We start from the raw sequence: 22,164 nt of genomic DNA, 5'->3' as shown, positions 1-22,164 counted from the left end.
GCCACCCGGTTTAGCGCGGGAGACTCGATATACTATAATATTTCTTAGATATCCGCAACTGGGCGGTAGCCGATATCGCATTCGAGGACCAGCTCGGTCCCGTCTTCGAGACCGGCGTCCATCTTCCGGTAGCGGTTCGCCCAGATCCAGAGGCGCTCGGCGTCGCCGTCAGTGAAGGTGAAATAGAGCGCCGTGCTGTTCTGATGGAGATCCGTGACCTCGCCAATACAGCGGACACCGTCGAGAGCAGACGCGTCCCCAACGACCTCGTCGAGAAAGGACTGCTAGAGAAGAGTGAACTCGACAAGCGGACGAACGTCTATACGGTCACCAGCGCGGTCAGGGTGAAATAGAGGCACGACTGAATGGGAAAGCCGGTATCTGGAGAGCAAAGAATCGGTGCCCGCGTAGCGCCCACCGGTCTGTCGGACGCGACAGTCACCCCAGCGGAATCCCTCCTGGAGTAGCCAGAAAGACCCTCAGTCAGCGGGCTGTGCCTCCGCAGCTGGTGTCCCGCTTGGAAGCTCAGGGATGGACAGGTCCACGCGGCGGAGGAGCTGTGCGTTGATCGCGACGATTACTGTGCTCAACGACATCAAGAGCGCACCCACTGCGGGGGACAGCAGAACCCCGATCGGTGCCAACACGCCTGCTGCGAGCGGAATCGCGAAGACGTTGTAGCCGGCCGCCCAGACGATGTTCTCCTGCATCTTTCGGTAGCTTGCCTTGCTGAGCTTTACGAGTCGCACCACGTCCATCGGGTTGTTCTGAACGAGGATGACATCCGCCGACTGGACGGCGACGTCGGTGCCGCTCCCGATGGCGATGCCGACGTCGGCCCGCGTCAGCGCCGGCGCGTCGTTGACGCCGTCACCGACCATCCCCACGAGCTTCCCCTGGTCCTGGAGTTCCTGGACTTTCTCGTCCTTGTCTTCGGGGAGGACCTCCGCGAACACCGTGTCGATGCCCAGTTCGTCGGCGACAGCGTTGGCGACGTCCTGGGAGTCGCCAGTCAGCATCGCCACCTCGATGCCCAGATCGTGGAGTGCGTCGACGACGCGGAAACTCTCCTCGCGGATCACGTCGGCCATCGCGAAGGCGGCGATCAGCTCACCGTCACGAACGAGATACACCACTGTCTGGGCGTTCTGTCCGGCCTCGTCGGCGAAGCGCTGGAGATGGTCGGGGATCTCGCTATCGAGCTGGGCCAACAGGTTCGGCCCGCCGACGTACACCTCGCTTCCGTCGACGTTCCCGCGAACCCCTCTCCCTTTGATCGCCTCGAAATCGGTCGCGTCAGGTGCACTAAGATCACGCCCGTCAGCTGCCTCGCGGATCGCTCGGGCGATCATGTGTTCGGAGTCGCTCTCGACGGCTGCCGCCAGCCCGAGCGCGTCGTCCTCGTCGACGCCGTCGACGGTCGCCATATCCACGACGCCGTGTTCGCCCTCGGTGAGCGTCCCTGTCTTGTCGAAGATGATGGCGTCCAGATCCCGTGCGTCTTCCATCGCGATGCGGTCGCGAACGAGCATCCCGTTGCGCGCCGCAAGCGAGGTGTTGATCGCGACGACCAGCGGGATGGCGAGCCCGAGGGCGTGTGGGCAGGCGATGACGAGCACCGTCACGACTCGCTCGATGACCGTCGCGTCGAACGACACCGCGACCGTCCACGCGATCGCGGTCACGACTGCCGCCCCGAGCGCGACGTAGAACAGCCAGCCGGCTGCCCGATCGGCCAGCACTTGGGTCTCGGACTTGCTCTGTTGAGCTTCCTCGACCAGGCGCATAATGCCCGCGAGTGTGGTCTCCTCGCCCGTCGCACCGACGCGAACACGGAGACTCCCGTCGCCGTTGATGGTGCCGCCGATGACCTCGTCGCCGGGCTCTTTCGAGACCGGTTTCGACTCGCCGGTGATCATCGACTCGTTGACGTCGGAGTCACCCTCCTCGACGGTGCCGTCAGCAGGGACACTCGCGCCCGGTCGGACGAGCACGAGGTCGCCCTCGGAGAGCTCACCGACGGGGACTTCCTCGGTCCCCCCGTCGTCGGTGATGCGCTCGGCGGTGTCTGGCATCAGTTTCGCCAGTTCGTCGAGCGCGCTGGAGGCCCGCCGGACCGACCGCATCTCGATCCAGTGGCCGAGCAGCATGATGTCGATCAGCGTGACGAGCTCCCAGAAGAACGCCGACTGTGTGGGGAAAACCACGCTTGCGAGGCTGTAGACGAACGCGACGGTGATCGCCATCGAGATCAACGTCATCATCCCCGGCGACCGGTCTTTCAGCTCCGGGAGTGCCATCTGGAGGAACGGAACGCCACCGTACGCGAAGACGATGACCGCGAAGACGGGGTTGATCCACTCGCTGCCCGGGAATGCTGGGACGGAGAAGCCGAGCCACTCCTGCAGCGTTTCGCTGTACAGGAGAACGGGAACCGACAGGAGCGTCGAGACGAAGAAGCGCCGCCGGAACATCCGCTCGTGGCCTTCGTGCATCCCGCCGTGCCCCTCGCCGTGTCCCTCGTGGTCGCCGTGTTCGTGCTGGTGGCTGGTGGTATCCTGCTGGTCCTCTTCTCCCGGAGAATTCTCAGCTGTATCTTTGTGGTCGTCCATAGGTCATATGCTCTTTAGGGGTGGATCCGCCGGCTTCCTGAATCTGCGGCCCTGAAACCGCCAGCAGGACCAGCGTAGACAAGCTCCGGAGACGACGGTTAGTCGTCGTCTCGGAGCGACCCGTGCGATCCGCAGCGCACGATACTCAGGCGTGAGCGGTGTATCCCGCGTCTTCGGCGGCCGCTACGAGGGCCGTGACCGCTGCCTCACCGTCGACACTCGCCTGTTCGCTCTCCCTGTCGACGGTCACAGAAGTCACGCCAGCGACCTCTTCAAGGGCCTCTTCGACCGTCTGTTCACAGTGACCGCACGACATTCCTTCCACGGTGATGGTCGTCGTCATACAGAGGTACATACGGCTCCCTCTCTTTAGCGGATTTCCCCTTCGATCATACCGGTCTCTTCGGGGGCAAACTTTAGATTCAAAGTGATACGTGCAGCCGCAACAAACCAAATCGCAGATTCACCACTTGTTTATCTGAGAATCTCGGTGTGCACGAACGAACGCCCGGCGGAGGACAGTCAGGAGCACGTAGGTTTCGTACTTCTGGGTCCGACAGTGCTCACACGGCTGCATATCTGCGACGAGCTCCGCTATCGCGTCGTCGTGGTCTTCTGTGAGAGTGTCGAGTGAGTCCCTGATCTGGGGCTGAACGGCCTCGATCATCTCCTCGACAGCGTCGTCGGCCGACTCCGGCAGCGAGTACGAGAGGACGATCGTATTCGCGTGGTAGTACTTCGTCGTCCCGCCGCGCCCTTCCTCGAAGCGGACGACGTCGACGAGACCGGCATCCCGCAACTCGTTGATGTGATGACGGACCGTGTTCTCCGTGCGGTCGACGCCGCGGTCCTCTAAGCGGCCGTGGACCTCAGTTGCGGTCAGCGCCTCCTCAGAGAGGATATCGAGGATCATCGCCCGCATCGGTTCGTCGATGGCGTCCGAAACCCGCGTGTCTCGCACCGCGATGTCCTCAAGCCGGTGGTCGGTGCTGGAACCACTCATACGAGAACTGAGTATGAGCAGGCGGGAAAAGCTAGCGGGACGCTGCTTAGAGCGCAGGTCGCCGGGCTCGCGATACCGAAAGCCCTAGACGACCCGTTTGACTGTTCCAACCACCTATATCCGTATTCAAACATATCATCTAAAAAATACTTATTGGGGTACGGGCACTACCTCGAACTGTGATGAGCGACACGACCCAGTTCCGCGTCCTCGACTTCGACTGCCCGACCTGTGCGAGCACCGTCGAACGCGCCCTGTCGAACGTCGACGGTGTCCAGCACGTCGAAGTCCACTACGCGACCGGCCGCGTCGAAATCGAGTACGACGACAGCGTCGCTGACCCCGACGCCTTCGCACAGACCATCGAAAACCAGGGGTACACGCCCCAGCCCGCCTAACTCTATGACCAAACAATCGATCACCCAGTACTACCGGAAACACCGGAAGGCCATCGTCACGGCGACGAGCGGCCTGCTGTACGGCGGTGGCTGGAGTCTGGGCTACCTCACGAGTTTCGAGATGGCAAGCGCCGCCATCCTCGTCCTCGCGACGATCGTGGGTGGCTACGACGTCGCCAAGACCGCCTACCACGAGGTCACGAACCGGACGCTCGGCATCAAGACGCTGGTGACGCTGGCGGCGATCGGGGCCATCGTCATCGGGGAGTACTGGGAAGCGGCGGCCGTCGTCTTCCTGTTCAGCCTCGGTAGCTACCTCGAAGGCCGGACGATGCGGAAGACCCGGACGGCCCTCCAGGAGCTGCTGGAGATGACCCCCGAGACGGCGACCGTCCGTCGCGACGGGGAACTCCAGGAGGTTCCCGCCCGCGAGGTCGAGGAGGGCGAGGTCGTCGTCGTGAAGCCGGGCGGGAAGATTCCGGTCGATGGCGAGGTCGTCGACGGCGAAAGCGCCGTCAATCAGGCACCGGTCACCGGCGAGAGCGCGCCCGTCCACAAGGCCGACGGCGACGAGGTCTACGCCGGGACTGTCAACCGAGAAGGCGCGCTCGAAGTCCGGACGACGGGTGCGGGCTCGGATACGACGCTCGAACGTATCATCCGTCGCGTCGAAGAGGCCCAGGAGGCCCAGTCGCCCACGGAGAGTCTCATCGACCGGTTCGCGAAGTACTACACGCCCGGCGTCATCGTGCTGGCGATCGGCGCGTATGCGGTCACGCAGAACGCGATCCTGTCGCTGACGCTGCTGGTCATCGGCTGTCCGGGCGCGCTGGTCATCGGGCCGCCGGTCAGCATCGTCTCGGCCATCGGCAACGCCGCCCGGTCGGGCGTGCTGCTGAAGGGCGGCGAACACCTCGAGCGCGCCGGCAAGATCGACCTCGTCGCCTTCGACAAGACCGGCACCCTCACGAAGGGCGAGACCGCCGTCGCGGACGTCGAGGGGTTCGGCGTCGCCGACGACGAGGTCCTCTCGCTCGCGGCGACCGCCGAGAAGAAGAGCGAACACCACCTCGCCGACGCCATCGTCGACGCGGCCCGCGAGGGGCCGACTGCTGCGGCGGACGGTGGGACGGCGGTCGCCCAGGCGGAGGAGACGGACGCCAGCCTCCAGTCGGTGCCCGATCCCGACGACTTCGACGTGGTCGCTGGTAAGGGCGTCATCGCCGATACCGATGGCCACGAAGTTGTCGTCGGCAACCGCGCACTGCTGGACGACCGCGACATCGACGTCCCCAGTCCGGTCGCCGACTACGTCCGCGAGCGTGAGAGGCGCGGCGAGACGGTCGTCCACGTCGTCCGGGACGGGGACATCATCGGCGCAATCGCGCTGCGGGACGAGCTCCGGGAGGCTGCTCCTGGCGTCGTCGCGGCGCTTCAGGACGTCGGCATCGAGACGGTGATGCTCACCGGCGACAACGAGCGGACGGCCGCCGCCGTCGCCGAAGAGGTCGGCATCGACGAGTACCGCGCCGAACTCCTCCCCGAGGACAAGCAGACCGTCATCGAGGCCTACCGAGCCGACGGGCGCGTGGTCGCGATGGTCGGCGACGGCATCAACGACGCGCCGTCGCTGGCGACCGCCGACGTCGGCATCGCGATGGGTGCCGCCGGGACGGACACTGCCATCGAGACGGCGGATATGGCGCTGATGGCCGACGACCTCGACCGCATCCCCTACGCGGTCAAACTCAGCAAGGCGACGCGCTGGAACGTCCTCGAGAACGTCGGGCTCGCAGTCCTGACCGTCACCGTCCTCCTCGCCGGCGTGCTCACCAGCTACGTCACCCTTGCGTCGGGGATGCTGGTCCACGAGGCCAGCGTCCTCGCGGTCATCCTCAACGGGATGCGACTGCTTCGCCACTGACCACTAGATACGATCACCACCACCACTTATGACAGCGAACTCGACTGCGACTGCCGAGACCCAGACCAGAACCAATTGGAAGGTAGACTACGACGTCGATCCGATCGAAATTCGCGACCCCGTCGCGGAGGCCCTCGGCGTCCTTGAACCGGGCGACCCGTTCGTCATCACCTATAGAGACGCGGTGAAGGAGGCGGGACACTCCTGTCCGACGGCCGCGGGCGCGTACCGGATCGCCCAGCTCGGACTCGACGCCCTGTATCCCGACGACTATCCAGTTCGGAGCGGAATCGAGGTGCAGGCGGCCGGCCCGCAGGACGATGCTGCGTACGGCGTTATGAGCCGCATCATCTCGTACGTCACTGGCGCGACCAAAGACGACGGGTTCAGCGGGCTCGCCGGCGGCTACGGCGGCCGCCGCGACCTCCTCGCCTTCGACGCGTTCGACCCGGACACGGCGGAGCCGACGTTCCGGTTCGGGCGAACCGACACGGACGAGACCGTCGAAGTGACCTACCACGTCAGCGACGTTCCCGACGGTGGACCCGCAATCGGGAACCTCCAGGGGATTCTAGAGGGGTCCGCAAGCGAGAAGCAACGGGAGGCCTTCGCAGAGGCCTGGCACCGTCGCGTACAAGTTGTCCTCGACGACGACTCGTTGTTCACCGTCGAGACGGCGTGACTAGACGCCACATCCTAGTCTCGAAAGCCGAGTAATCGAAGGCCATTCAGGGAAACGAGGACCGTCGATCCCTCGTGGCCGACCACAGCAAGCGGCAAGGGAATGCCTCGCAACAGAATCGTACCGACCATCAGCGCGATCGCACCGAAGGCGATCGCGAGGTTGACTGTCAGCGTCCGGCGCGTCCGCCGACCGAGTCCGAGTACGTAGGGTATTCTCCCGATGTCGTCGCCCATCAAGACGACGTCAGCCGTCTCGAGTGCGTCCGTGAGTGCACGCTGGGCAAGCGGGGAACCGTCCAAGGAGACGGGAACGTTGTCGGGCATATGAGAGAGTTCGAGAGGAGCTGAGAAGAGTGTAGTGCCGAAAACTCGACACCCGGGAGTACCGTTAATTACGATGTATCTCCCAATCGGAGGTATGGCTAGTCTCCGCTCGTGGATCGATCACCACCGTCTCCTGAGCTTCGTTGTGGTCGCGTATGCGTTCACTTGGACGATCCAGGGGGCGCTCGCGTATTCGGGGATGGCAGCCTCCTGGACGCACTCGATCCTGATCGGCTTCGGCGGCTTCGGTCCGCCGATCGGCGCGGCAGTCGTCATCTGGGCCTCCGGTGGGAGCCTCCGTAAGTGGGTCGGCCAGATGTTCAAGTGGCGAATCGGGGCGAAATGGTGGGCGCTCGCGTTGGGGCTCCCGTTGAGTATTCTCTCACTGGGCGTCTTGCTGTTCGTCTTGGCTGGCGGCCCGATCGACCTCACCGAATTCGAATCACCCTTCATCTATCTGTTCGCACTAGTGTGGGGGACCGTGTGGGGTGGCGGCCAGGAAGATCTCGGCTGGCGTGGCTTTATGCTCCCGATCCTGCAGGACTCCTACAGTGCGCTGACCTCGAGTGTCATCGTTGGCGTCGCGTGGGCTGCGTGGCATCTCCCGTTGTTCCTGAACGCGACGACCACCCACGGTGGCTGGCCGCTCTCCCAGCAACTCCTCTGGATGGTCTCCATCCTTGCTGGGTCCATCCTCTGGACGTGGATGTACAACAGCACCGGCGGGAGCGTGCTCGCCGTCGCGGTGTTCCACGCTGGCGTCAATGCGATGGGTATCTTCCACCCCGCCGACCCAGAGGCACTCATTCCAAACGGTGTGCCTGACCCCTGGCTGAACCTGCTCGCCGAAGTCACCGGAGCAGTTCCACTCGTGCTGATTGCGATCGTGCTGGTCTTCGTCTACGGCGCTGACCGCCTCGCCGACCGCGACCCACCGACCCCACAGGATGCCGGTCTCCCACCGGTAGCTAAGAGTGATTACCGCGTGTGAAAAACGCGGGTAGCTCTGCTTCGCCGAAAGAAAACACCCCAATCAGCTTCCGGTCGTGCCAGAACGACCGTACAGATGCTGCCGGGTGCTATCCAGAGCCACAATAGTATTATATTTGATATTATCGTACTCTTTGTATGGTTTCCTCAAAGCAACTGCTCATCATCGGGGTCGCTCTCCTCGTCGTCCTTGTACCGATCGCAGCCGTCGGCTTTCTCCTCTTCCCACCGGATTTCGCGTACTCTCACACGTCCACATACTCCTACACGACGTCTATCAGCACGAATACGACGATCGAGAACGCCACGTTCCATCTCCCGTTTCCCGCGGGCACGGACGTAGACGCTGACGCCGCATCGGACCTGTGGATCTACGACGACGACGGCACGGAGCTGACGAACTGGGACGCGGCCATCGTCCAGACCGCCCACGGTTCGATGCTTCGACTCCACGTCGACCGACTCGTCGGCGAAGACCGGTACGTCCTCTGGACGTACGCACCGAACGGCTCTGTAATCGACCGAGAACAGATTGGCCCCGACGAGATTCCCGCGAATATGACCAACAAAGAGCTCTCTTCCGATCCGACTCGGTACTCGATTGCGTGGCAACAGTCGGTTGACCACGACATCGAAACGCGGTATCCGATCGGGAACGCGTCGTTCCTCGCGCCGCTCGGAAACGTCTCTTCGACCGATTGTGAGTACGCGTGGGACGATTCGGACGCGTGCTGGGAGTTCACGACAGTCGCCGCAGCCACGTACGACACGCCAACCGAAGCGATCGTTACCATCGACGAAATCCGATTCGAAGCCTGGAACGAGTGGGGATTCTGGCTCTCGAACAGCTTCAACACGTTCGAAGCGACGACTCCGCCCGCGATCTACGCGGACGGCCGCCAAGGATGGACGCAACTCGATGGCCATCTCCACGCCGGAATGGGGCGATACGACGGTCCGTCTCGATGAGCGTCCACTCTTCGCTGTGTCTGCCGGGGTCAACTCACTTCTCCTGCTCGCTGTCGCGTGTCTAGTCGGTACGTACACCGCTCCGCGAGTAGAGGTGCCATCGTACCTTATTGACTGGGCGGTGGTCTCGTCGTCGGTAGTTGGATCGACACGGTGAGTGTCCGTCGTGGCGTCGGCTCTTAGTCGTCGTCGACTTTGTATGCGCCGCCTCGCCGTCCCACTGTGTAGATATCGAGGATCTGCTCCGCATAGTCACACTCAACACCACGACGGAACTGACCGATACGAAGTTTCGCGTGAGGAGCGCCTGTGAGCGGTTCCAGATAATCGTCGGGCTCACGCCACTGATCGTTCACGATCTCATCGAGCTTGTCGGTGACACGGTTCTTGGCGTGGGTGTCGAGATCGTCGTACGTCCGCTCCGCTGGGGCGCGGAACTGCCACGTCCAGCCGTCCTCACTCGTGTCGCAGAGGATCTCTTCGCGGGAGAACGTCTCGCTGTCGCCCGTCCGCCGCGCGTGTTCGACGGCTGCGATCTCCTTCCAGGACTCGCGGCTCAGGTCAGGGTGTCGAACCGTGTCTCGGAGTGCATCTATCGGATATGAGTGTTCGGTCCTCCTAACGACTTGTCCGGTGAATCGTGCCCACTCTTTCGGACTCCTCAGCATTTGAGAGATACGACGTGCTGAATACAGAGGGTGCAGTCAGCAAGCGGCCGCCTCTCGGGCCGTAGACCACTCGGGGCCCCAGCGACCGCAAGGCTGTTTTTCGTCCGCCAAGACCGTCGGGTGTGTCGCGTCCCGCCACGCTCCGCTGGATGCCATTCACCGCCCTCCTCCCGGGACTGGTCGTCCCGGTCGGTGTGCTCCTCCTCGACTGGCCGATAGCGGTCGTCCTCGGGGTATTCGTGCTCGAAATCTGGGCCGTCGTCGTCTGGTCCGCCGTGAAGATCCCCTTCGCCGCCAAGCGCCCCCGGAATATGATCGACGGGGACGACCGACTCCTCGGGCCGCTCCAGACGAAACGCGGAGCGGTCTCCCTTCCGGGGCCCCTCCCGCCCGTCTACCTCCGGAACGTTCCGACTCTGCTCCTGACGGTGTGTTTCCTCGCGCCCCTCGAGGTCGGCGCAGCGTTCCTCGTGTTCGCGTTCACCGACCCAACGATAACGACCCCGGTGGTCGAGCAGATACTGCTCGGTGGCGTCGGCGTTTTCCTCGCCGAGGGGGTCGAGACGGCCCGAGAGTACTTCACCCGCGGCGGGTACCGAGAGCATTCACCGCGGTCGGTCGTCCTCGTCCCGTTCAAACACCTGTTCGCTGTCGGCGCACTGCTGTTCGTCGCCGGACCACTCCAGGGGACCGCCGTGAGCGGCGAGGTCGTCCTCGGGCTCCTGGTCGGCGGGAAGTTCCTCTACGACCTCAGACGGTTCCAGGTGGCACGCGACCCCGACGCTCGCGGACTGTTCTACCGGCTCTACGGGAGCGCCGAGACCGAACCGAAGCCGGTCCCCGTTGAGGTGCCCCCTGGGGAGCCCGTGGTCCGCGCCCGGCCACCACGAGCCGCGGCCCTGCTTGACGCGCTCTACCGTGGCGGCAGATACACGCTCACCAGCAGCGTCCTCGTCGTCTACCTCGCGGCCGGGTTCTTCCTCGCGTTCGGCGCGACGGCCGTCGGCCTCGTCTTCCTCGGCATCGTCGCCGTCTTCGCCAGTGTCAGGACGGTCTCGCGGTACCTCAGATACGGGACCGTGGAATACCGGGGATACGACGGCACGCTCGTCGTCTACGATCGGGTCCTCGAGAAGCCACAGGCTCGGCTCGAACGGAGCGCCGTGACCGATCTCGAGACCACAGCGGACGTCGTCGACCGATTGGTCGACACGAGAACGGTCCGACTAGGCGGAATGGACGACGGCAACACGCCGCGGTTCCGACTCACGGTCCCTGACCCCGAAGAACTGGATGGCGACGACGCCAACTCGAACGAATCACTGTCGCTCGTCCACGTTCGCAACCCCCGTCGGTTGATCGATGCCCTCGGCGTCACCTGGCGACTGGACGAGTCGACCGACTCGGAGAGCGGGTAGTCGGAGCGAGACAGCGACTGGCTGAGCCGTACAGCGTGGGCAAGGAGCGGATTCGTGTCCACAGGTCACGCTCTCTATTCAGCGTAGACCGACTGAACCCACCTGGGTCTGTCAGTAACGGCGTGCCCGATACAGAGGGTGGATGCAGCGCACTCAGTCACCCGCTGCCTCGTTCGATCGAGGTGTCCCCAGCGTTTCGCCCGAGCTACGTGAAGCTACGTGAGGATGTGCGCGTACGGGATAGCGGTCCCGACGGTGACGACGACGCTCAGAAAGACCACCCACTGGGCCAGCACCGATCGCCTCGTAGCCGTTCCGGTCCACGCCGACGAGTGGCGGTGGACGCCGTAGGCGAACAACGCGCTCGCCAGGATGAACACCGCCGGCAGGAGCGCGACCGACGGGGTCGGTTCGCCACGGCCCGGAAACAGCCCCAGCCGGCTGAACGGGATGAACAGCGCGAGAAAGCTAAACCCGTAGACGATGCCAAACGCGATCGACAGGAGTAGATATCGGGGTCTGAGGGCCACTCGCCAGGCCGGGGTCCCGTCGTCCGGCCGGCCACCGGAAGCTTCGACGAGAAACCGGCGGACGTCCGGGAGCAGGTATAGCACCGGAACGGAGAGCACGCCCCCGGCTAGTCCGATGCCGCCGGTTAGCGCCAACCAGATCCCGAGCGACAGGACGAAGAGAAAAAGAATGTACAGAATGATGCTAAGGACAGCCACGGTGACGTCGAATATCTGCATTAGTGTGCTATGACTCGGAAGGGAGATAAAATCGTCCCAGTGGTTGTCGGTGTTTCGACAGCCGCTCCGCCCTCAGCCTCGACCTGATACTACCAGAATACAGCTCTGTGTCTATCGGTTCTATCACCCACAGTTTAGCCGCCTCCGATACGGGATGCGCACCCTTGATCTGCTGATTCAGCCGTTCGCCTCCAGCCGTGAACCCCGTGGCCGACTTGCGCTCTGTATACAGCAGTGGGTTTCCGCCCTACTCAGTTGCTGTCAGAAATACCGTGACCGATATAGCGGGTGTCAGCAGCACTCGGGTTTAAGAATAACATTCAAAATTATCAGAGTGGCTACAGCGCGACTCCCCTTTAGATTGAGCATCGTTCAACGAGAGCTGCTTGCCGGTGGTCACTCACCTGAGTCAGACTGGTACCGACTAATGAGAATTGTCCCGACCCGGGCAAGAGCGTAGATCCCCGCCGTAGCGCCGGCAAACGGTAACACAGCACCCCAGACAACATCGCCCCGCTGTGCAAACTCGTAGACGAATCGTAACGGGTCGAGCCGAAGCGTCTGAATCAGGAACGCGATAAGACTCAAACCAGTTACTATAATGAGAGCAATCGCGAGCCAGAACACGAAGATGCCTGTGATAACGACTGCCTCCCGGATCGCCCAGCCCAACCGCTGCCGTACGTCACCTGAGAGCCCATCTGATGACATAACTGGTTTTTCCGGAGCACTTCACTAAAAATTGAATCAGGGTACAAAACCGGTTTGAGCCACCTGAAAATAGAGATCTATTCCAGCGGTCGATCGAGGATCTCGAAGATATCGACGGCTTTGAACTCCTGATACCGCTCTTTCCCGGTCGTTTCCGTCAGGACGCCCTGCGCTTCGAGTTCCTGAATCGCGTTCCGTGCCGTCTGTGCGGTGACATCCAGCAGATCGGCAACGTCGTTCGTGGTCACGTAGGGCTGTTTGAACAGCCGCATCGCCAGCCGGTCGGCAGCTGTCTTTTCGTGCCCGTAGGTCCGCTCGTACTCCCGCCGAAGGTCGCGGAGTTCGTTCGTTCGCTCGACCGCTTCGGCAGCTTGTGAGCGGAGGGCTTCGACGAAGAACTCCAGCCAGGGCTCCCACGCACCGGTTTCGCTGACCGTCCGCATCCGGTCGGCGTACTCGATCTTGTTGCGGTTGAAGTAGGCACTCGGATACAGATATGGCTGTGTGAGATAGCCGTTCTGGATTAGTTGGAGTGTGATGAGGATACGCCCCAGCCGGCCGTTCCCGTCCTCGAACGGGTGAATCGTCTCGAACTGGTAGTGGACGAGCCCGAACTGGACGAGATCGTGGTACTCGCTGGTCGTGTTGCAGTACTCGATGAGGTTCGTCATCAGCTCGGGAATCCGGTCCGGTGCGGGCGGGACAAACGGCTCCTGGAACGACGAGGCAGCGGGAAGGTTGATCGGCTTCGCACGGAATTCCCCGGGGAACTCACAGTGGCCGCGGACGTCCGCCATCAACAGTTCGTGGAGCTCCTGTACCAGCGGGAGCGTAATCTGGTCACCTTCGCCGAGGTGGTTCGCACCCTCGGTGATCGTCCGCTCGTAGTTCAGCGCCTCCTGGACGTCCTTCCGCGTGGTACCGCTATCGGCGAGGTCCTGCGAGCGAAACACGTCCTCGATCTCGATGTCAGCACCCTCGAGGACGACCGACTCGACGGCCTCTCGGCGGACCATCGTCGTGTACAGGAGTGGGTTTGCTTCTGTCTCGTCACCGATTCCCTCCAAGCGACCGAGTTGATAGATTGCATCCTGCAGCAACTGTTGGAAGTCGGCATCGAACTCGAGCTCCCGTGCCGGTGGCAGTGGATCCGGCAGATAGTACGGCCGCTGTCCGAACGGGATGTACTCGCCGGGGGCCTCGTCGGGAAGTGTGTCGCCCGCCATTTTGCTTGCAGGTACTGTATCCAGCCTAAGACAAAAAACGCCTGGGTGAAATTTGGTTAGATTGCACGGTGTCCGATATACATATATATACAGAAAATCGGACATCCCGCGCTAACCCAAATTCGAACGCAGACCGGGCAGCTATGCTCCCTGTGTGGGACCGTCGGCATCACACCCGTCGTGAGGACGAGATCTGCTGGAGTCGCTCCGTTCGTGTTACGACCACTCACCCCACGCCTAAAAACAGGGGGTCGCTCCCGGGTCCTGCAGGGAGCGAACAGCGGCGGCAGCGGCGGCAGGGCACGTGCCGCCGCGTCCGACAGCGTCGGTTCCGGCGCGATCGCTCCTCAGCTGGCTCCTGTCACGGGGTCAGTCCGCACTCCCCGTCACAACGGGGGTGACGCCGCCGGTCGTTGCCTTCCCGGCACTCCCGTCCAGGAGGTCGAGGCCGACGTAGCGTTTGTCGAGCAGGCCCTCGGCGGTCGGCCTGTCGAACGCGAGTATCTCCATCGGCTCCTGCTGCCGGCCGACCTGTCTGGTCTTCGCGGCGAGGTCGTCGCCGCCTAACTCGAGCAGCGTCTCCCAGACCCGCTTGACCGTCTGCCGATGGGGTTCCTTCCCCAACTCGGCGGTCAGGGCGGTTGTGATGTCTGCCTTCGTGAAGAACGCGCCACTCCCGTCGGTCCGTTCGGTGGCGAACTCCTTCCAGCGCTTCGCGACTTTGATCGCGCGTAGGTGTTCTGTCGGTTGGAGCGCTCGACGAACAGCTCCTTGCGCTTGGTCTCCCGGCAGTTCGCGAAGAAGTCCAACGGTGAGGAACTGGGTTCGAGCCCCTCGGGGAGGGTCTCGGCGTCTTCCTGCTGGTCGGGGTCGGCGCTTGCCTGCTCGGCCGTTGCGAGCTGCCGGCGGCGCTGGCGGTCGCCGGCGGTGTGTTCGAGCCGGTGCAGCGTCTCGCTTGCCAGGTCGGCCAGGAGGACGCCCCGGACGGCGTCGGCCTCAACATTGGTGACGAGCAACTGGGGCTCGCTGGCGGTGGTGGTGATCGCGACGACCTCGCCGACCTCCGGGGTCATCGGGCCACCTCCGCTGGCCCGCCGGTGGCGGGAGAAAGCTTATTCTGCACGACTCCCGACCCCTCGATTGGGTCCCGCGCCACAGCCAGTACTTGTACCTCACCCAGCTGCACCATCGCGAGTTCGCTTCCGTGGCGTGGGACCCACACCTCGTCACCAGTGGGTCCCCATCCACCGCCGCCGGCTGTGCTCGCGGAGTGCGGGGTGACGCTCATACCGCACCCCCGGCTCGTCACCGCTCGTCGCCGGACAGTCCCGTTCGAGATGGATCGCCAGCGACGTCTGCTCGGGCAGCGGTGCGTCACAGTACGGGCAGGCCGCCGCGACGACGGCGCTGGTGTCGCGTTCCTCGATCGCCATCAGGCCGCACCTCCCGGAACGTGCCGACTTCTGTTGGACCTGTACCGACAATTACATCTACGCAGGAGCGCGTCTGGACGCGTGCCGATACAGAGCGATTCGCTTTGTTTCGCGCAGTTGTCAGAGGCACGCCGCATACGGTCCCGGCGACCCGGTCGCTGGGGCCGGTATCTGCCGTGACTCGTGCTGGCTGTGCGCACTCGCAAACGGTTATATCGGAGGTTAGCGTACTGTTGCGTAGGAACCTGGGGCATCACCGATTCGGTGAGACAGTGCCTCTGACAACCACTCCCTCCCGGGTTCCAGTTCTGTTTGTCCCAGCGTTGCTGCCGGCCCGCGGGACGAGCCCTCACCGCTGGTCACCCCCGTCGGCGACGGCCAGCTCGTGGTCGGTGACGGCCGCGAACGTCCGGGCGGCCTGGCGAAGTGCGTCGTCGCCGGCGTCGTCAACATCACCGACGACGAGCAGTCACGCCGGTACGCTGCTCGGGAGATCGACCTAACCGTGACGACGGCCACCGGCGAAAGATTCGCGTGAGAATATTTTGCTTGATAACTGGTGGCGCAGTCTTATTATTGACCGTTGGTGAGAGTCACATATGGGTGAACAGGCGAATATCCGCGTTCTCCACGTCGATGACGAGCCGGATTTCGCTGAGATGACTGCTGACTTTCTGAAACGCGAGTACGATGGATTCACCGTTGAGATCGCGATGAGTGCTAGCGAGGGGCTTGACCATCTCTCCCACGATGACTTCGACTGTATCGTTTCTGATTATGAGATGCCCGGACAGAACGGCATCGAATTCCTCAAATCCGTCCGTGAGGAGGCTCCTGATCTGCCATTTGTGTTGTTCACTGGCAAAGGTTCCGAGGAGGTCGCCAGCGAAGCCATCTCCGCTGGTGTGACGGACTATCTCCAGAAAGAGTATGGGACTGACCAGTACACCGTGTTGGCGAACCGACTACGAAACGCCGTCCGACGATATCGTGCAGAGAAAGACCGTAAGCGTCAGCGCAAAGCAATCGAAACAGCACAGGAAGGTATCAGCATCCTCGATCAGGGCGGGGAATTCATCTATGTCAATCAGGCGTACGCGGATATCTACGGGTACGAACCCGACGAGATGAACGGGGAACACTGGGAGCTGATCTATCCCGATGACGAGGTAGCAGTCGCACAGAACGTGATCTTGCCGACGGTCGCCGAGAAAGGCTACTGGAGCGGGGAAACGACTGGCCTCCGGGCTGATGGAACGACCTTTCCCGAGGACCACACCGTTGCACAGACGGATACCGGTGAGCTAATCTGTTCGGTTCGGGATCGCTCTGTCCAACAGCAGCAGGAGACCGAACTCACCCAATTTCGAACGCTTGTCGAGACGATCAACGATCCGGTCTACGTTCTCGATAAGGCAGGACGGTTCGAATATGTGAACGACGCGTTCGTCGAGATGGTCGGATACGGCCGTGAGACGATCATCGGAGCGCCGCCAAAACTGATCAAGTCAGCGGAGGCAGTCGACCGAGCGGAAACCAATCTCGGACGCCTTCTCTCGTCGGACGGGCCCGACAGCGTGCAGTTCGAGATCGAGATCAAGCCCGAGCAGGGTGAGCCGATCCCCTGCGAGGACCATATGGGTGTCTTGCCCTACGAGGGCGAGTGTTTCGAGGGATCAGTCGGCATTTTGCGCGACATTTCCGAGCGCAAGGAGCGGGAACGAGAGCTCAAACGGCAGAACCAGCGCCTCGATGAGTTCGCCAGCGTGGTCTCGCATGATCTTCAGAACCCGCTCAGTGTGGCCGTAGGGGGTATAGATCTCGCAAAGGAGGAGTGTGACAGCGAGCATCTGGAGCGAACCGAACGTGCTCTGGATCGAATGGAGGACCTGATTGAGGATCTTCTAGGGCTGGCTCGCGGAGACGAGCCAGTCACTGACTCTAAGCCAGTTGATCTTGCAAGGATAGCCCAGGAGTGCTGGAAGAACGTCAAAACGACGGACGCTACGCTTGTGATAGAGGCTGACAGAATGGTTTACGCCGACGAGAGTCGGCTTATGCAACTGTTCGAAAACCTATCCAGTAATGCAGTCGAACACGGTGGTAGCGGGGTGACGGTAACTGTCGGTAGCCTTGACGACGGATTCTATATCGAAGACGACGGCTGTGGAATTCCCACAGACGAGTACGATGACGTGTTCACTCCAGGGCATTCAAGCAGCGACGATGGGACAGGGTTCGGGCTGAGTATCGTCAAACAGATCGTTGCGGCCCACGATTGGGAGATCCGTCTCACGGAAGGCACCGCGGGCGGTGCACGATTCGAGATCACGAGCGTCGATTTGGTTACTAACTGAATGTGCTGTACTGATCGATTCACGACTTGATACAGAAGTCGTTACTACAGGACAGGCTTTCAGACCAGCGCGGCCTGAACGACTACGTCACTCACCGTTGAGGCGGATCAAATAACCTGCTATGAAGACACAATCAATTAGAAATGACATATAATCATTAGTATTATTTGATTGGGTCAAACTGCCTTGTCTATGGCGACAACAAGTACGCCGACATCGCATCGAGAAGAACTCGGACTTATTGTCGACTTAGCCGATCGGCAGTTCACGATTGCCGCCGTTCTCATCACCATCGGCATCCCGATCCTCGCGTATCTCTCGGGCATCACATCACTGATGTTCTACACCCACGTAACGCTCGGAGCGTTCTGGTTTGGCCTTGACTTCTTTTTCAAGTTCGTTCTGGGCCCATCTCTTGATGCGGCCCCCGACGATGCTGCAGGTGCGGTCAATCACCAGCTGATCCCGAAGATGATTGCCGTTGCTGAACCACTCAGCGTCGGTGTCATCGGTTCTGGAATCGGGCTCGCATCGCTGCTGGGCTACTGGACCGAGCCCACGATTTGGCTGTGGGGCTCTCTCGGAATCGGTATGCTGATGCTCATCAACGGCTTCGGTCCACTCCACATCGTGACGACGAAGATGGCAGTTGAACTCAACAAAGACAGCCCCGACAGTGAGCGAATCGATGTGTTGTTCGGCAAAGCCCAACAGTGGGGCCTGCTCCAGACTGTGTTTATGTTGGCAATTATCGTAATGATGGTCGGGCTCCGCGGCCTTTTCTGACAATACCGGCTTCGATCCCTTACCGGAAGTATCGGACAATTCGCGGGCCGACTACACTAACCGATGCACGACTTGATGGGGAAGTCGACTACAGAACTGCATTTATTCCAGCGTGATCTGAGCACCTATACTACTCACTACGTTTGCATCCGACCCCCCTGACACCGACACAGTGCTGGGTTGATACGGAAGGTCAGCTGTAGCCCAAGGTGTATCCGTCGGGAAGAGTAAGCCCGGAATCCGATGGCGCTTCAACCCGCTGAAGCCCGCGAGCTATTCGCACAGGAATGCTCCTTCCCGATGGATCGGGAAGCGATCATCGAGGCCGTCGGGAATGTGGCCATCGAGTCGCCAAACGGTGAGGCAAGCGATTTCGAGACAGTCCTCACCCGAGGCGACGAGACAGCGTACGCGTCCGTCACCGAACTGCATAGCACGGTGATGGCTAACTTGGAGGACGACCACATCGGCCGCAAGCACTACGACGACCGCTCAGACACGGTGCTCCGCGAGACCGAACTCTCACTCTGACTGGTCGGCAACGCCCCCGTCTGTACTCACCAATCTCGAGTGTGGCTACAACACCGAGAAGGCCAGATTGGCCAGCTCTCGTCGGCACTCTCGCCGCTCCAGGCTCGCTGGAGCGACCACATCTGCATCTTCGGTCCCTCCGGCGCGGGAAAGACCACCGTCGCGAAGTACACGCTGAACCAGTTCGAAGCCGAGCAAATCGGGGTCCGCTGGGCCTACGTCAACGGGATGGCCGACAACTCGAAGGCCGCGGTGATGCACTATGCCGTTCGAGATGTGGGGCTTGGGGCCGATCTCCGCCGTGAGGGGTCTCCCACGTCGGTGGCCGTCGACCGGCTCCGGGAGTGCGAGGACAGTCTCATCGTCGTGCTCGACGAGGTCGCGGTGATCGACGCGGACGCAATCTACGTGTTGTGTGAGGTGCCCGGCGTTGAACTCATCTGTATCACCACCGACGAGGACGGCTGGCGGGCGGACCTTGACCAGAAGGTCCACTCGCGGCTGAGCGCGGCCGAGACGATTCGCCCCGACAAGTACAGCCACGCCGAACTCGTGGACATCCTCGACGATCGCGTGGTCCACGGGCTGATCGCGTCGCGTGTCGCCGACAGCGCCGTCGAGTACATCGCCGACCTCGCAGCCGGCGACGCTCGCGCGGCGATCGCTCATCTACGGAGGGCCGCCGTCTACGTCGAGGAGCACGATATGCGGGAACTGACGCCCGAGGTGGTCGACGCGGTCGAGGAGGACGCCCAGCAGGCCGTGATACAGGAGAAGATTCACTCGCTGGGGACTCACCAGCGCCACCTGTTCCGCATCATCCGCGAGGCTGGCGAGATCGACGCCGGCACGCTCCACGCACGGTACGAACAGCAGGTCGATGGGCCGAAATCGAAGCCGAGCCGGCGACGCTACCTCAAGAGCCTCCGGCGGTACGAACTCATCGAGAGTGACGGGAACGGTCGCGGGACCGTGTATCGCTCGCTGGTCTGATTCGGTTAGTTTGGCCTTGCTGAAACCCTCAATTGGAGATCGGTTGTTGAAGGTGTACTGAATAGAGAGCGCGTATCTCGCACAGAACCCAACGGAGGCAGCCTATCATAGTAACCGTTCGCGCGCCCTGTGGCAGCCAGCCTGAACAGTCAACGGGGTATCGCGTACTAATCGCTCTGGAAAAATGGGATTACTACGTGGATGAGAACGAACAGCGCTAATCCGGCTAGGATAAATCCGAACCCAACTACCGGTTGTTCCCCCCAGGGTAGTTCAAGCGGTACCCTGTCCACCAGACCCACTCTATCTGGGTCACGTACTTGCCCCCAGCTTAGTACAGCTCCAATCGAGACGAGTATCCAAGGGCCGTAATTGCCTACCGTAGCCAGGTACCCAGTAGTTTGAGCAGGGGCAGGAGATGTGCTGTCATCTGCAATCCTGTCCGACTCGGCGTCGAACCTGTATGTGGTTTCATCCGCACTCGTGTCTGATTCGATGTCGAGCCTGTCGTACCAACCGGCGTACAACAACAGCCCACCGAGTGCAAACAGGGCCATTCCGAGGGTACCTGTTTCGATGGGTAGTTCGATCCAGGTGGCTGGAACGAAGTAAAGGATCGTCCCACCAAGCATGAGTACTATAGGAGTGTATCCGAGTACTGTCTCGCGGATTCTCATCGTGTGACCGGTATATGATGGAAGTTTAAATTACCTGTCATACGAAGTGTGAATCTACGGTGCTGACTCCCCCTCCGAATCGGGCATCCCGGTACTGACACAAATTGAGGAGTTCGAGAAGGTATTCCTCCATACCGGGTACGAATGCAAGATGAGGGGTCAGATCGACAGCAGACGCAACGCTCGCCCAGGATCGGGAGTCATCTACCAACCGAACGTCCAGCGGTTGGGCTATTGCGATGCTATGGACTCCGTTCGACTGTACTCGTGGATGTATCCCCCGAGCGCACCGGCCGGCAAAGTGAGCCAGAACGTCGTCGTGAACGCAGCATACGCGAAGCCCACCGCCCAGATCGGTGCTACTATCGGCAGCCAGAGAAACTCCGACAGCGGCCCGGTAGGTCCGGCAGCCAACTGCTGAAGCGGCAATATCACCAGGAGATCGAGCAGGGCGCTCGCGAGATACATCAAGAGCATCGCCGCGAACCCGGCTGGAACGCCACGCCACACGCGAAGTCTCGGGACTCGCCAGACGACGAACCCAGCGAGAAATCCGCCTGGAATCGTCGCGATCATTCCGATGACCTGCTCGAGTAGCGGTCCATCGTACGCCTCATACCACGAGGACATAATCGTCGAGATACCGACGAGTTGTGTCACCAGAATAAACGCCGTCGTCGTGAGTGCTGCGACAGTTGCCATCGCATAGCCGGCACCGACATCCCGCCGATGTGCGTACGGAAGCCGGCTCGGGCCGTACTGTTTACAGACGGCGACGATTCTCCCGAGTAACTCCATACTCCGTGTATACGTTGTTCTCTAGTTCAAAGAATATACCGTGTGCCCGGCACCATACGCAGAACCGAAGTGCTGTATACTGCCTCTGTATTCAGCACAGCTCTCGGAAGCTGCTATCAGATTGGTAGAATATTCGCCCACCGAGTAGCTGCTTCGATCTTTTGGACGGCAGCTTGGACGACAGCGACCCGATGAGACTAACCAACATCCGGCGGCGAACCGGCAGCTCTGTTGGTTAGGCCCGGCTACGCAGTCGACGCCGACGAAGCGGGGCCGTTGGGTCAATCGTTCGCGGGTGATCTGCGCAGTACAGCTAACGGACGTAACAGCCTTAATGCCAGCAGTAGGGTCGTATACTGTGGAGAGATACCGTTCCCTCAACTTTGTTGATTGGGGTGTGATTCTATCTGTAACAGTCGTTGCTGTACTGTGGCACCTCTCAGCTAACAGTTCTGTCACCTCCAAGCTCACTGGAGCACTATTATTCGCTGGACTCTCTCTCGGAACCGGTATGTACCTGTTCCAGACGTTCAGGAGCCAGTAAGTAAGATTCATCCTGTTTTCCACACGATTTCGCTGGCTCGAATCGTTCGACAGAGGGTTATTTACCCAGTCCAGCCTTTGAGGTGGTATGACCGAGACGGTTACGTCAGAAATTCTCGAGCGGATCGCTCAACAGGAAAACACGACGCCAGCAGCCCTGGATTTCATACTCCACGAGTATATCGACCCGGAAGCTCTAAACACCTTAGTCAACCAATCATCGTCGGCCCAGATTGTGAAATTCGAGGTGCCGGAATACGAGGTGACCATTTCCGGCCAGAACGACATCGAGATCCAGCCACTTGAGTCCGGCTCATCGTCTGACTCCTGCCCCCTCCGAACCGAGCGTTGCTGATGTAGCTGGTGTGTC

At 61.4% G+C, this 22,164-nt stretch carries 22 protein-coding genes and 4 pseudogenes; 13 read left to right on the top strand and 13 right to left on the bottom strand.

Annotated elements, in window-relative coordinates; genetic code table 11:
• Positions 1-44 precede the first annotated feature (44 nt).
• A complete protein-coding gene (locus P0592_RS18495; RefSeq protein WP_276274180.1) occupies positions 45-227 on the bottom strand; it encodes an exodeoxyribonuclease VII large subunit in 183 nt (60 codons plus the stop codon).
• A 21-nt stretch (positions 228-248) separates the two neighbouring features.
• Here P0592_RS18495 and P0592_RS18490 point away from each other — a divergent pair.
• Positions 249-411 (top strand): annotated as a pseudogene (locus P0592_RS18490) (PadR family transcriptional regulator); the annotation flags it as partial.
• 68 nt (positions 412-479) lie between these two features.
• Here P0592_RS18490 and P0592_RS18485 read toward each other — a convergent pair.
• From P0592_RS18485 to P0592_RS18475, 3 genes are all read right to left on the bottom strand, one after another.
• Positions 480-2,612, bottom strand: coding sequence for a copper-translocating P-type ATPase (locus P0592_RS18485; RefSeq protein ID WP_276273967.1), 2,133 nt, complete (start codon positions 2,610-2,612; stop codon positions 480-482).
• A gap of 145 nt (positions 2,613-2,757) precedes the next feature.
• Positions 2,758-2,955, bottom strand: a complete 198-nt coding sequence (locus tag P0592_RS18480) for a heavy-metal-associated domain-containing protein (RefSeq protein WP_276273966.1) — start codon at positions 2,953-2,955, stop codon at positions 2,758-2,760.
• 120 nt (positions 2,956-3,075) lie between these two features.
• Entirely contained in the window at positions 3,076-3,615 is a 540-nt protein-coding gene (locus P0592_RS18475; RefSeq protein ID WP_276273965.1) for an ArsR/SmtB family transcription factor, read from the bottom strand.
• A 182-nt stretch (positions 3,616-3,797) separates the two neighbouring features.
• Between P0592_RS18475 and P0592_RS18470 the strand changes: the two genes are divergently transcribed.
• The 3 genes from P0592_RS18470 to P0592_RS18460 are packed head-to-tail and all read left to right on the top strand — an operon-like array spanning position 3,798 to position 6,619.
• Entirely contained in the window at positions 3,798-4,013 is a 216-nt protein-coding gene (locus P0592_RS18470; RefSeq protein WP_006183492.1) for a heavy-metal-associated domain-containing protein, read from the top strand.
• A gap of 4 nt (positions 4,014-4,017) precedes the next feature.
• Complete coding sequence (locus P0592_RS18465; protein WP_276273964.1) at positions 4,018-5,937, top strand: heavy metal translocating P-type ATPase; 1,920 nt, start codon at positions 4,018-4,020, stop codon at positions 5,935-5,937.
• 28 nt (positions 5,938-5,965) lie between these two features.
• Entirely contained in the window at positions 5,966-6,619 is a 654-nt protein-coding gene (locus tag P0592_RS18460) for a hypothetical protein (protein WP_276273963.1), read from the top strand.
• A gap of 14 nt (positions 6,620-6,633) precedes the next feature.
• On the opposite strand, the pseudogene P0592_RS18455 reads toward P0592_RS18460, so the two are convergent.
• Positions 6,634-6,882 (bottom strand): annotated as a pseudogene (locus tag P0592_RS18455) (heavy metal translocating P-type ATPase); the annotation flags it as partial.
• A 157-nt stretch (positions 6,883-7,039) separates the two neighbouring features.
• On the opposite strand from P0592_RS18455, the gene P0592_RS18450 reads away from it, so the two are divergent.
• Positions 7,040-7,936, top strand: a complete 897-nt coding sequence (locus P0592_RS18450; RefSeq protein WP_276273962.1) for a CPBP family intramembrane glutamic endopeptidase — start codon at positions 7,040-7,042, stop codon at positions 7,934-7,936.
• A gap of 137 nt (positions 7,937-8,073) precedes the next feature.
• On the top strand, positions 8,074-8,904 hold the full coding sequence (locus tag P0592_RS18445; RefSeq protein WP_276274176.1) for a hypothetical protein: 831 nt from the start codon (positions 8,074-8,076) through the stop codon (positions 8,902-8,904).
• Positions 8,905-9,083: 179 nt separating this feature from the next.
• Here the strand turns inward: P0592_RS18445 and P0592_RS20175 are convergent, their stop codons facing one another.
• Positions 9,084-9,572 (bottom strand): type II toxin-antitoxin system RelE family toxin, encoded by a 489-nt coding sequence (locus tag P0592_RS20175; protein ID WP_336406683.1) that lies wholly within the window; start codon positions 9,570-9,572, stop codon positions 9,084-9,086.
• Positions 9,573-9,694: 122 nt separating this feature from the next.
• On the opposite strand from P0592_RS20175, the gene P0592_RS18435 reads away from it, so the two are divergent.
• On the top strand, positions 9,695-10,990 hold the full coding sequence (locus P0592_RS18435) for a DUF6498-containing protein (RefSeq protein WP_276274175.1): 1,296 nt from the start codon (positions 9,695-9,697) through the stop codon (positions 10,988-10,990).
• A gap of 215 nt (positions 10,991-11,205) precedes the next feature.
• Here the strand turns inward: P0592_RS18435 and P0592_RS18430 are convergent, their stop codons facing one another.
• The 5 genes and pseudogenes from P0592_RS18430 to P0592_RS18410 form a co-directional block, all read right to left on the bottom strand.
• Positions 11,206-11,739 carry a hypothetical protein gene (locus tag P0592_RS18430; RefSeq protein WP_276274174.1) on the bottom strand — a complete coding sequence of 178 codons (534 nt, stop codon included), beginning with the start codon at positions 11,737-11,739 and terminating at the stop codon, positions 11,206-11,208.
• Between the two features lie 396 nt (positions 11,740-12,135).
• The gene (locus P0592_RS18425; RefSeq protein ID WP_276274173.1) at positions 12,136-12,450 is read right to left on the bottom strand and encodes a hypothetical protein; all 315 of its coding nucleotides are present in this window, start codon (positions 12,448-12,450) and stop codon (positions 12,136-12,138) included.
• Positions 12,451-12,527: 77 nt separating this feature from the next.
• A complete protein-coding gene (locus P0592_RS18420; RefSeq protein ID WP_276274172.1) occupies positions 12,528-13,676 on the bottom strand; it encodes a Fic family protein in 1,149 nt (382 codons plus the stop codon).
• Positions 13,677-14,045: 369 nt separating this feature from the next.
• Positions 14,046-14,572 (bottom strand): annotated as a pseudogene (locus P0592_RS18415) (hypothetical protein); the annotation flags it as partial.
• 330 nt (positions 14,573-14,902) lie between these two features.
• A complete protein-coding gene (locus P0592_RS18410; RefSeq protein WP_276274171.1) occupies positions 14,903-15,109 on the bottom strand; it encodes a hypothetical protein in 207 nt (68 codons plus the stop codon).
• A 424-nt stretch (positions 15,110-15,533) separates the two neighbouring features.
• Here P0592_RS18410 and P0592_RS18405 point away from each other — a divergent pair.
• The 5 genes and pseudogenes from P0592_RS18405 to P0592_RS18385 all read left to right on the top strand — a co-directional run.
• Positions 15,534-15,638 (top strand): annotated as a pseudogene (locus P0592_RS18405) (ArsR family transcriptional regulator); the annotation flags it as partial.
• 70 nt (positions 15,639-15,708) lie between these two features.
• Positions 15,709-17,466 carry a hybrid sensor histidine kinase/response regulator gene (locus P0592_RS18400; protein WP_276274170.1) on the top strand — a complete coding sequence of 586 codons (1,758 nt, stop codon included), beginning with the start codon at positions 15,709-15,711 and terminating at the stop codon, positions 17,464-17,466.
• Between the two features lie 192 nt (positions 17,467-17,658).
• On the top strand, positions 17,659-18,252 hold the full coding sequence (locus P0592_RS18395) for a hypothetical protein (RefSeq protein WP_276274169.1): 594 nt from the start codon (positions 17,659-17,661) through the stop codon (positions 18,250-18,252).
• 243 nt (positions 18,253-18,495) lie between these two features.
• Positions 18,496-18,783 carry a DUF5789 family protein gene (locus P0592_RS18390; RefSeq protein WP_276274168.1) on the top strand — a complete coding sequence of 96 codons (288 nt, stop codon included), beginning with the start codon at positions 18,496-18,498 and terminating at the stop codon, positions 18,781-18,783.
• A gap of 39 nt (positions 18,784-18,822) precedes the next feature.
• Positions 18,823-19,776 (top strand): Cdc6/Cdc18 family protein, encoded by a 954-nt coding sequence (locus P0592_RS18385; RefSeq protein ID WP_276274167.1) that lies wholly within the window; start codon positions 18,823-18,825, stop codon positions 19,774-19,776.
• A 167-nt stretch (positions 19,777-19,943) separates the two neighbouring features.
• On the opposite strand, the gene P0592_RS18380 is transcribed toward P0592_RS18385, so the two are convergent.
• A complete protein-coding gene (locus P0592_RS18380; protein ID WP_276274166.1) occupies positions 19,944-20,453 on the bottom strand; it encodes a hypothetical protein in 510 nt (169 codons plus the stop codon).
• A gap of 231 nt (positions 20,454-20,684) precedes the next feature.
• Positions 20,685-21,251 (bottom strand): hypothetical protein, encoded by a 567-nt coding sequence (locus P0592_RS18375; RefSeq protein ID WP_276274165.1) that lies wholly within the window; start codon positions 21,249-21,251, stop codon positions 20,685-20,687.
• Between the two features lie 631 nt (positions 21,252-21,882).
• On the opposite strand from P0592_RS18375, the gene P0592_RS18370 reads away from it, so the two are divergent.
• A complete protein-coding gene (locus P0592_RS18370) occupies positions 21,883-22,149 on the top strand; it encodes a HalOD1 output domain-containing protein (protein WP_276274164.1) in 267 nt (88 codons plus the stop codon).
• The last annotated feature ends 15 nt before the right edge of the window (positions 22,150-22,164 follow it).

It is taken from the genome of Haloarcula litorea, assembly GCF_029338195.1.
Classification (GTDB): domain Archaea; phylum Halobacteriota; class Halobacteria; order Halobacteriales; family Haloarculaceae; genus Haloarcula; species Haloarcula litorea.
The sequence above is the reverse complement of the archived record's forward strand: the minus strand, read 5'-3'. Positions and strand labels throughout refer to the sequence as shown.

What these genes read in the sequence shown, in the direction of transcription:
- P0592_RS18470 (WP_006183492.1), top strand. Translation starts at nt 3,798, where the DNA reads ATGAGCGACACGACCCAGTTCCGCGTCCTCGACTTCGACTGCCCGACC.
- P0592_RS18375 (WP_276274165.1), bottom strand. Translation starts at nt 21,251, where the DNA reads ATGGAGTTACTCGGGAGAATCGTCGCCGTCTGTAAACAGTACGGCCCG.
- P0592_RS18420 (WP_276274172.1), bottom strand. Translation starts at nt 13,676, where the DNA reads ATGGCGGGCGACACACTTCCCGACGAGGCCCCCGGCGAGTACATCCCG.
- P0592_RS18380 (WP_276274166.1), bottom strand. Translation starts at nt 20,453, where the DNA reads ATGAGAATCCGCGAGACAGTACTCGGATACACTCCTATAGTACTCATG.
- P0592_RS20175 (WP_336406683.1), bottom strand. Translation starts at nt 9,572, where the DNA reads ATGCTGAGGAGTCCGAAAGAGTGGGCACGATTCACCGGACAAGTCGTT.
- P0592_RS18430 (WP_276274174.1), bottom strand. Translation starts at nt 11,739, where the DNA reads ATGCAGATATTCGACGTCACCGTGGCTGTCCTTAGCATCATTCTGTAC.
- P0592_RS18485 (WP_276273967.1), bottom strand. Translation starts at nt 2,612, where the DNA reads ATGGACGACCACAAAGATACAGCTGAGAATTCTCCGGGAGAAGAGGAC.
- P0592_RS18460 (WP_276273963.1), top strand. Translation starts at nt 5,966, where the DNA reads ATGACAGCGAACTCGACTGCGACTGCCGAGACCCAGACCAGAACCAAT.
- P0592_RS18445 (WP_276274176.1), top strand. Translation starts at nt 8,074, where the DNA reads ATGGTTTCCTCAAAGCAACTGCTCATCATCGGGGTCGCTCTCCTCGTC.
- P0592_RS18475 (WP_276273965.1), bottom strand. Translation starts at nt 3,615, where the DNA reads ATGAGTGGTTCCAGCACCGACCACCGGCTTGAGGACATCGCGGTGCGA.
- P0592_RS18390 (WP_276274168.1), top strand. Translation starts at nt 18,496, where the DNA reads ATGGCGCTTCAACCCGCTGAAGCCCGCGAGCTATTCGCACAGGAATGC.
- P0592_RS18450 (WP_276273962.1), top strand. Translation starts at nt 7,040, where the DNA reads ATGGCTAGTCTCCGCTCGTGGATCGATCACCACCGTCTCCTGAGCTTC.
- P0592_RS18480 (WP_276273966.1), bottom strand. Translation starts at nt 2,955, where the DNA reads ATGACGACGACCATCACCGTGGAAGGAATGTCGTGCGGTCACTGTGAA.
- P0592_RS18395 (WP_276274169.1), top strand. Translation starts at nt 17,659, where the DNA reads ATGGCGACAACAAGTACGCCGACATCGCATCGAGAAGAACTCGGACTT.
- P0592_RS18425 (WP_276274173.1), bottom strand. Translation starts at nt 12,450, where the DNA reads ATGTCATCAGATGGGCTCTCAGGTGACGTACGGCAGCGGTTGGGCTGG.
- P0592_RS18400 (WP_276274170.1), top strand. Translation starts at nt 15,709, where the DNA reads ATGGGTGAACAGGCGAATATCCGCGTTCTCCACGTCGATGACGAGCCG.
- P0592_RS18370 (WP_276274164.1), top strand. Translation starts at nt 21,883, where the DNA reads ATGACCGAGACGGTTACGTCAGAAATTCTCGAGCGGATCGCTCAACAG.
- P0592_RS18410 (WP_276274171.1), bottom strand. Translation starts at nt 15,109, where the DNA reads ATGGCGATCGAGGAACGCGACACCAGCGCCGTCGTCGCGGCGGCCTGC.
- P0592_RS18465 (WP_276273964.1), top strand. Translation starts at nt 4,018, where the DNA reads ATGACCAAACAATCGATCACCCAGTACTACCGGAAACACCGGAAGGCC.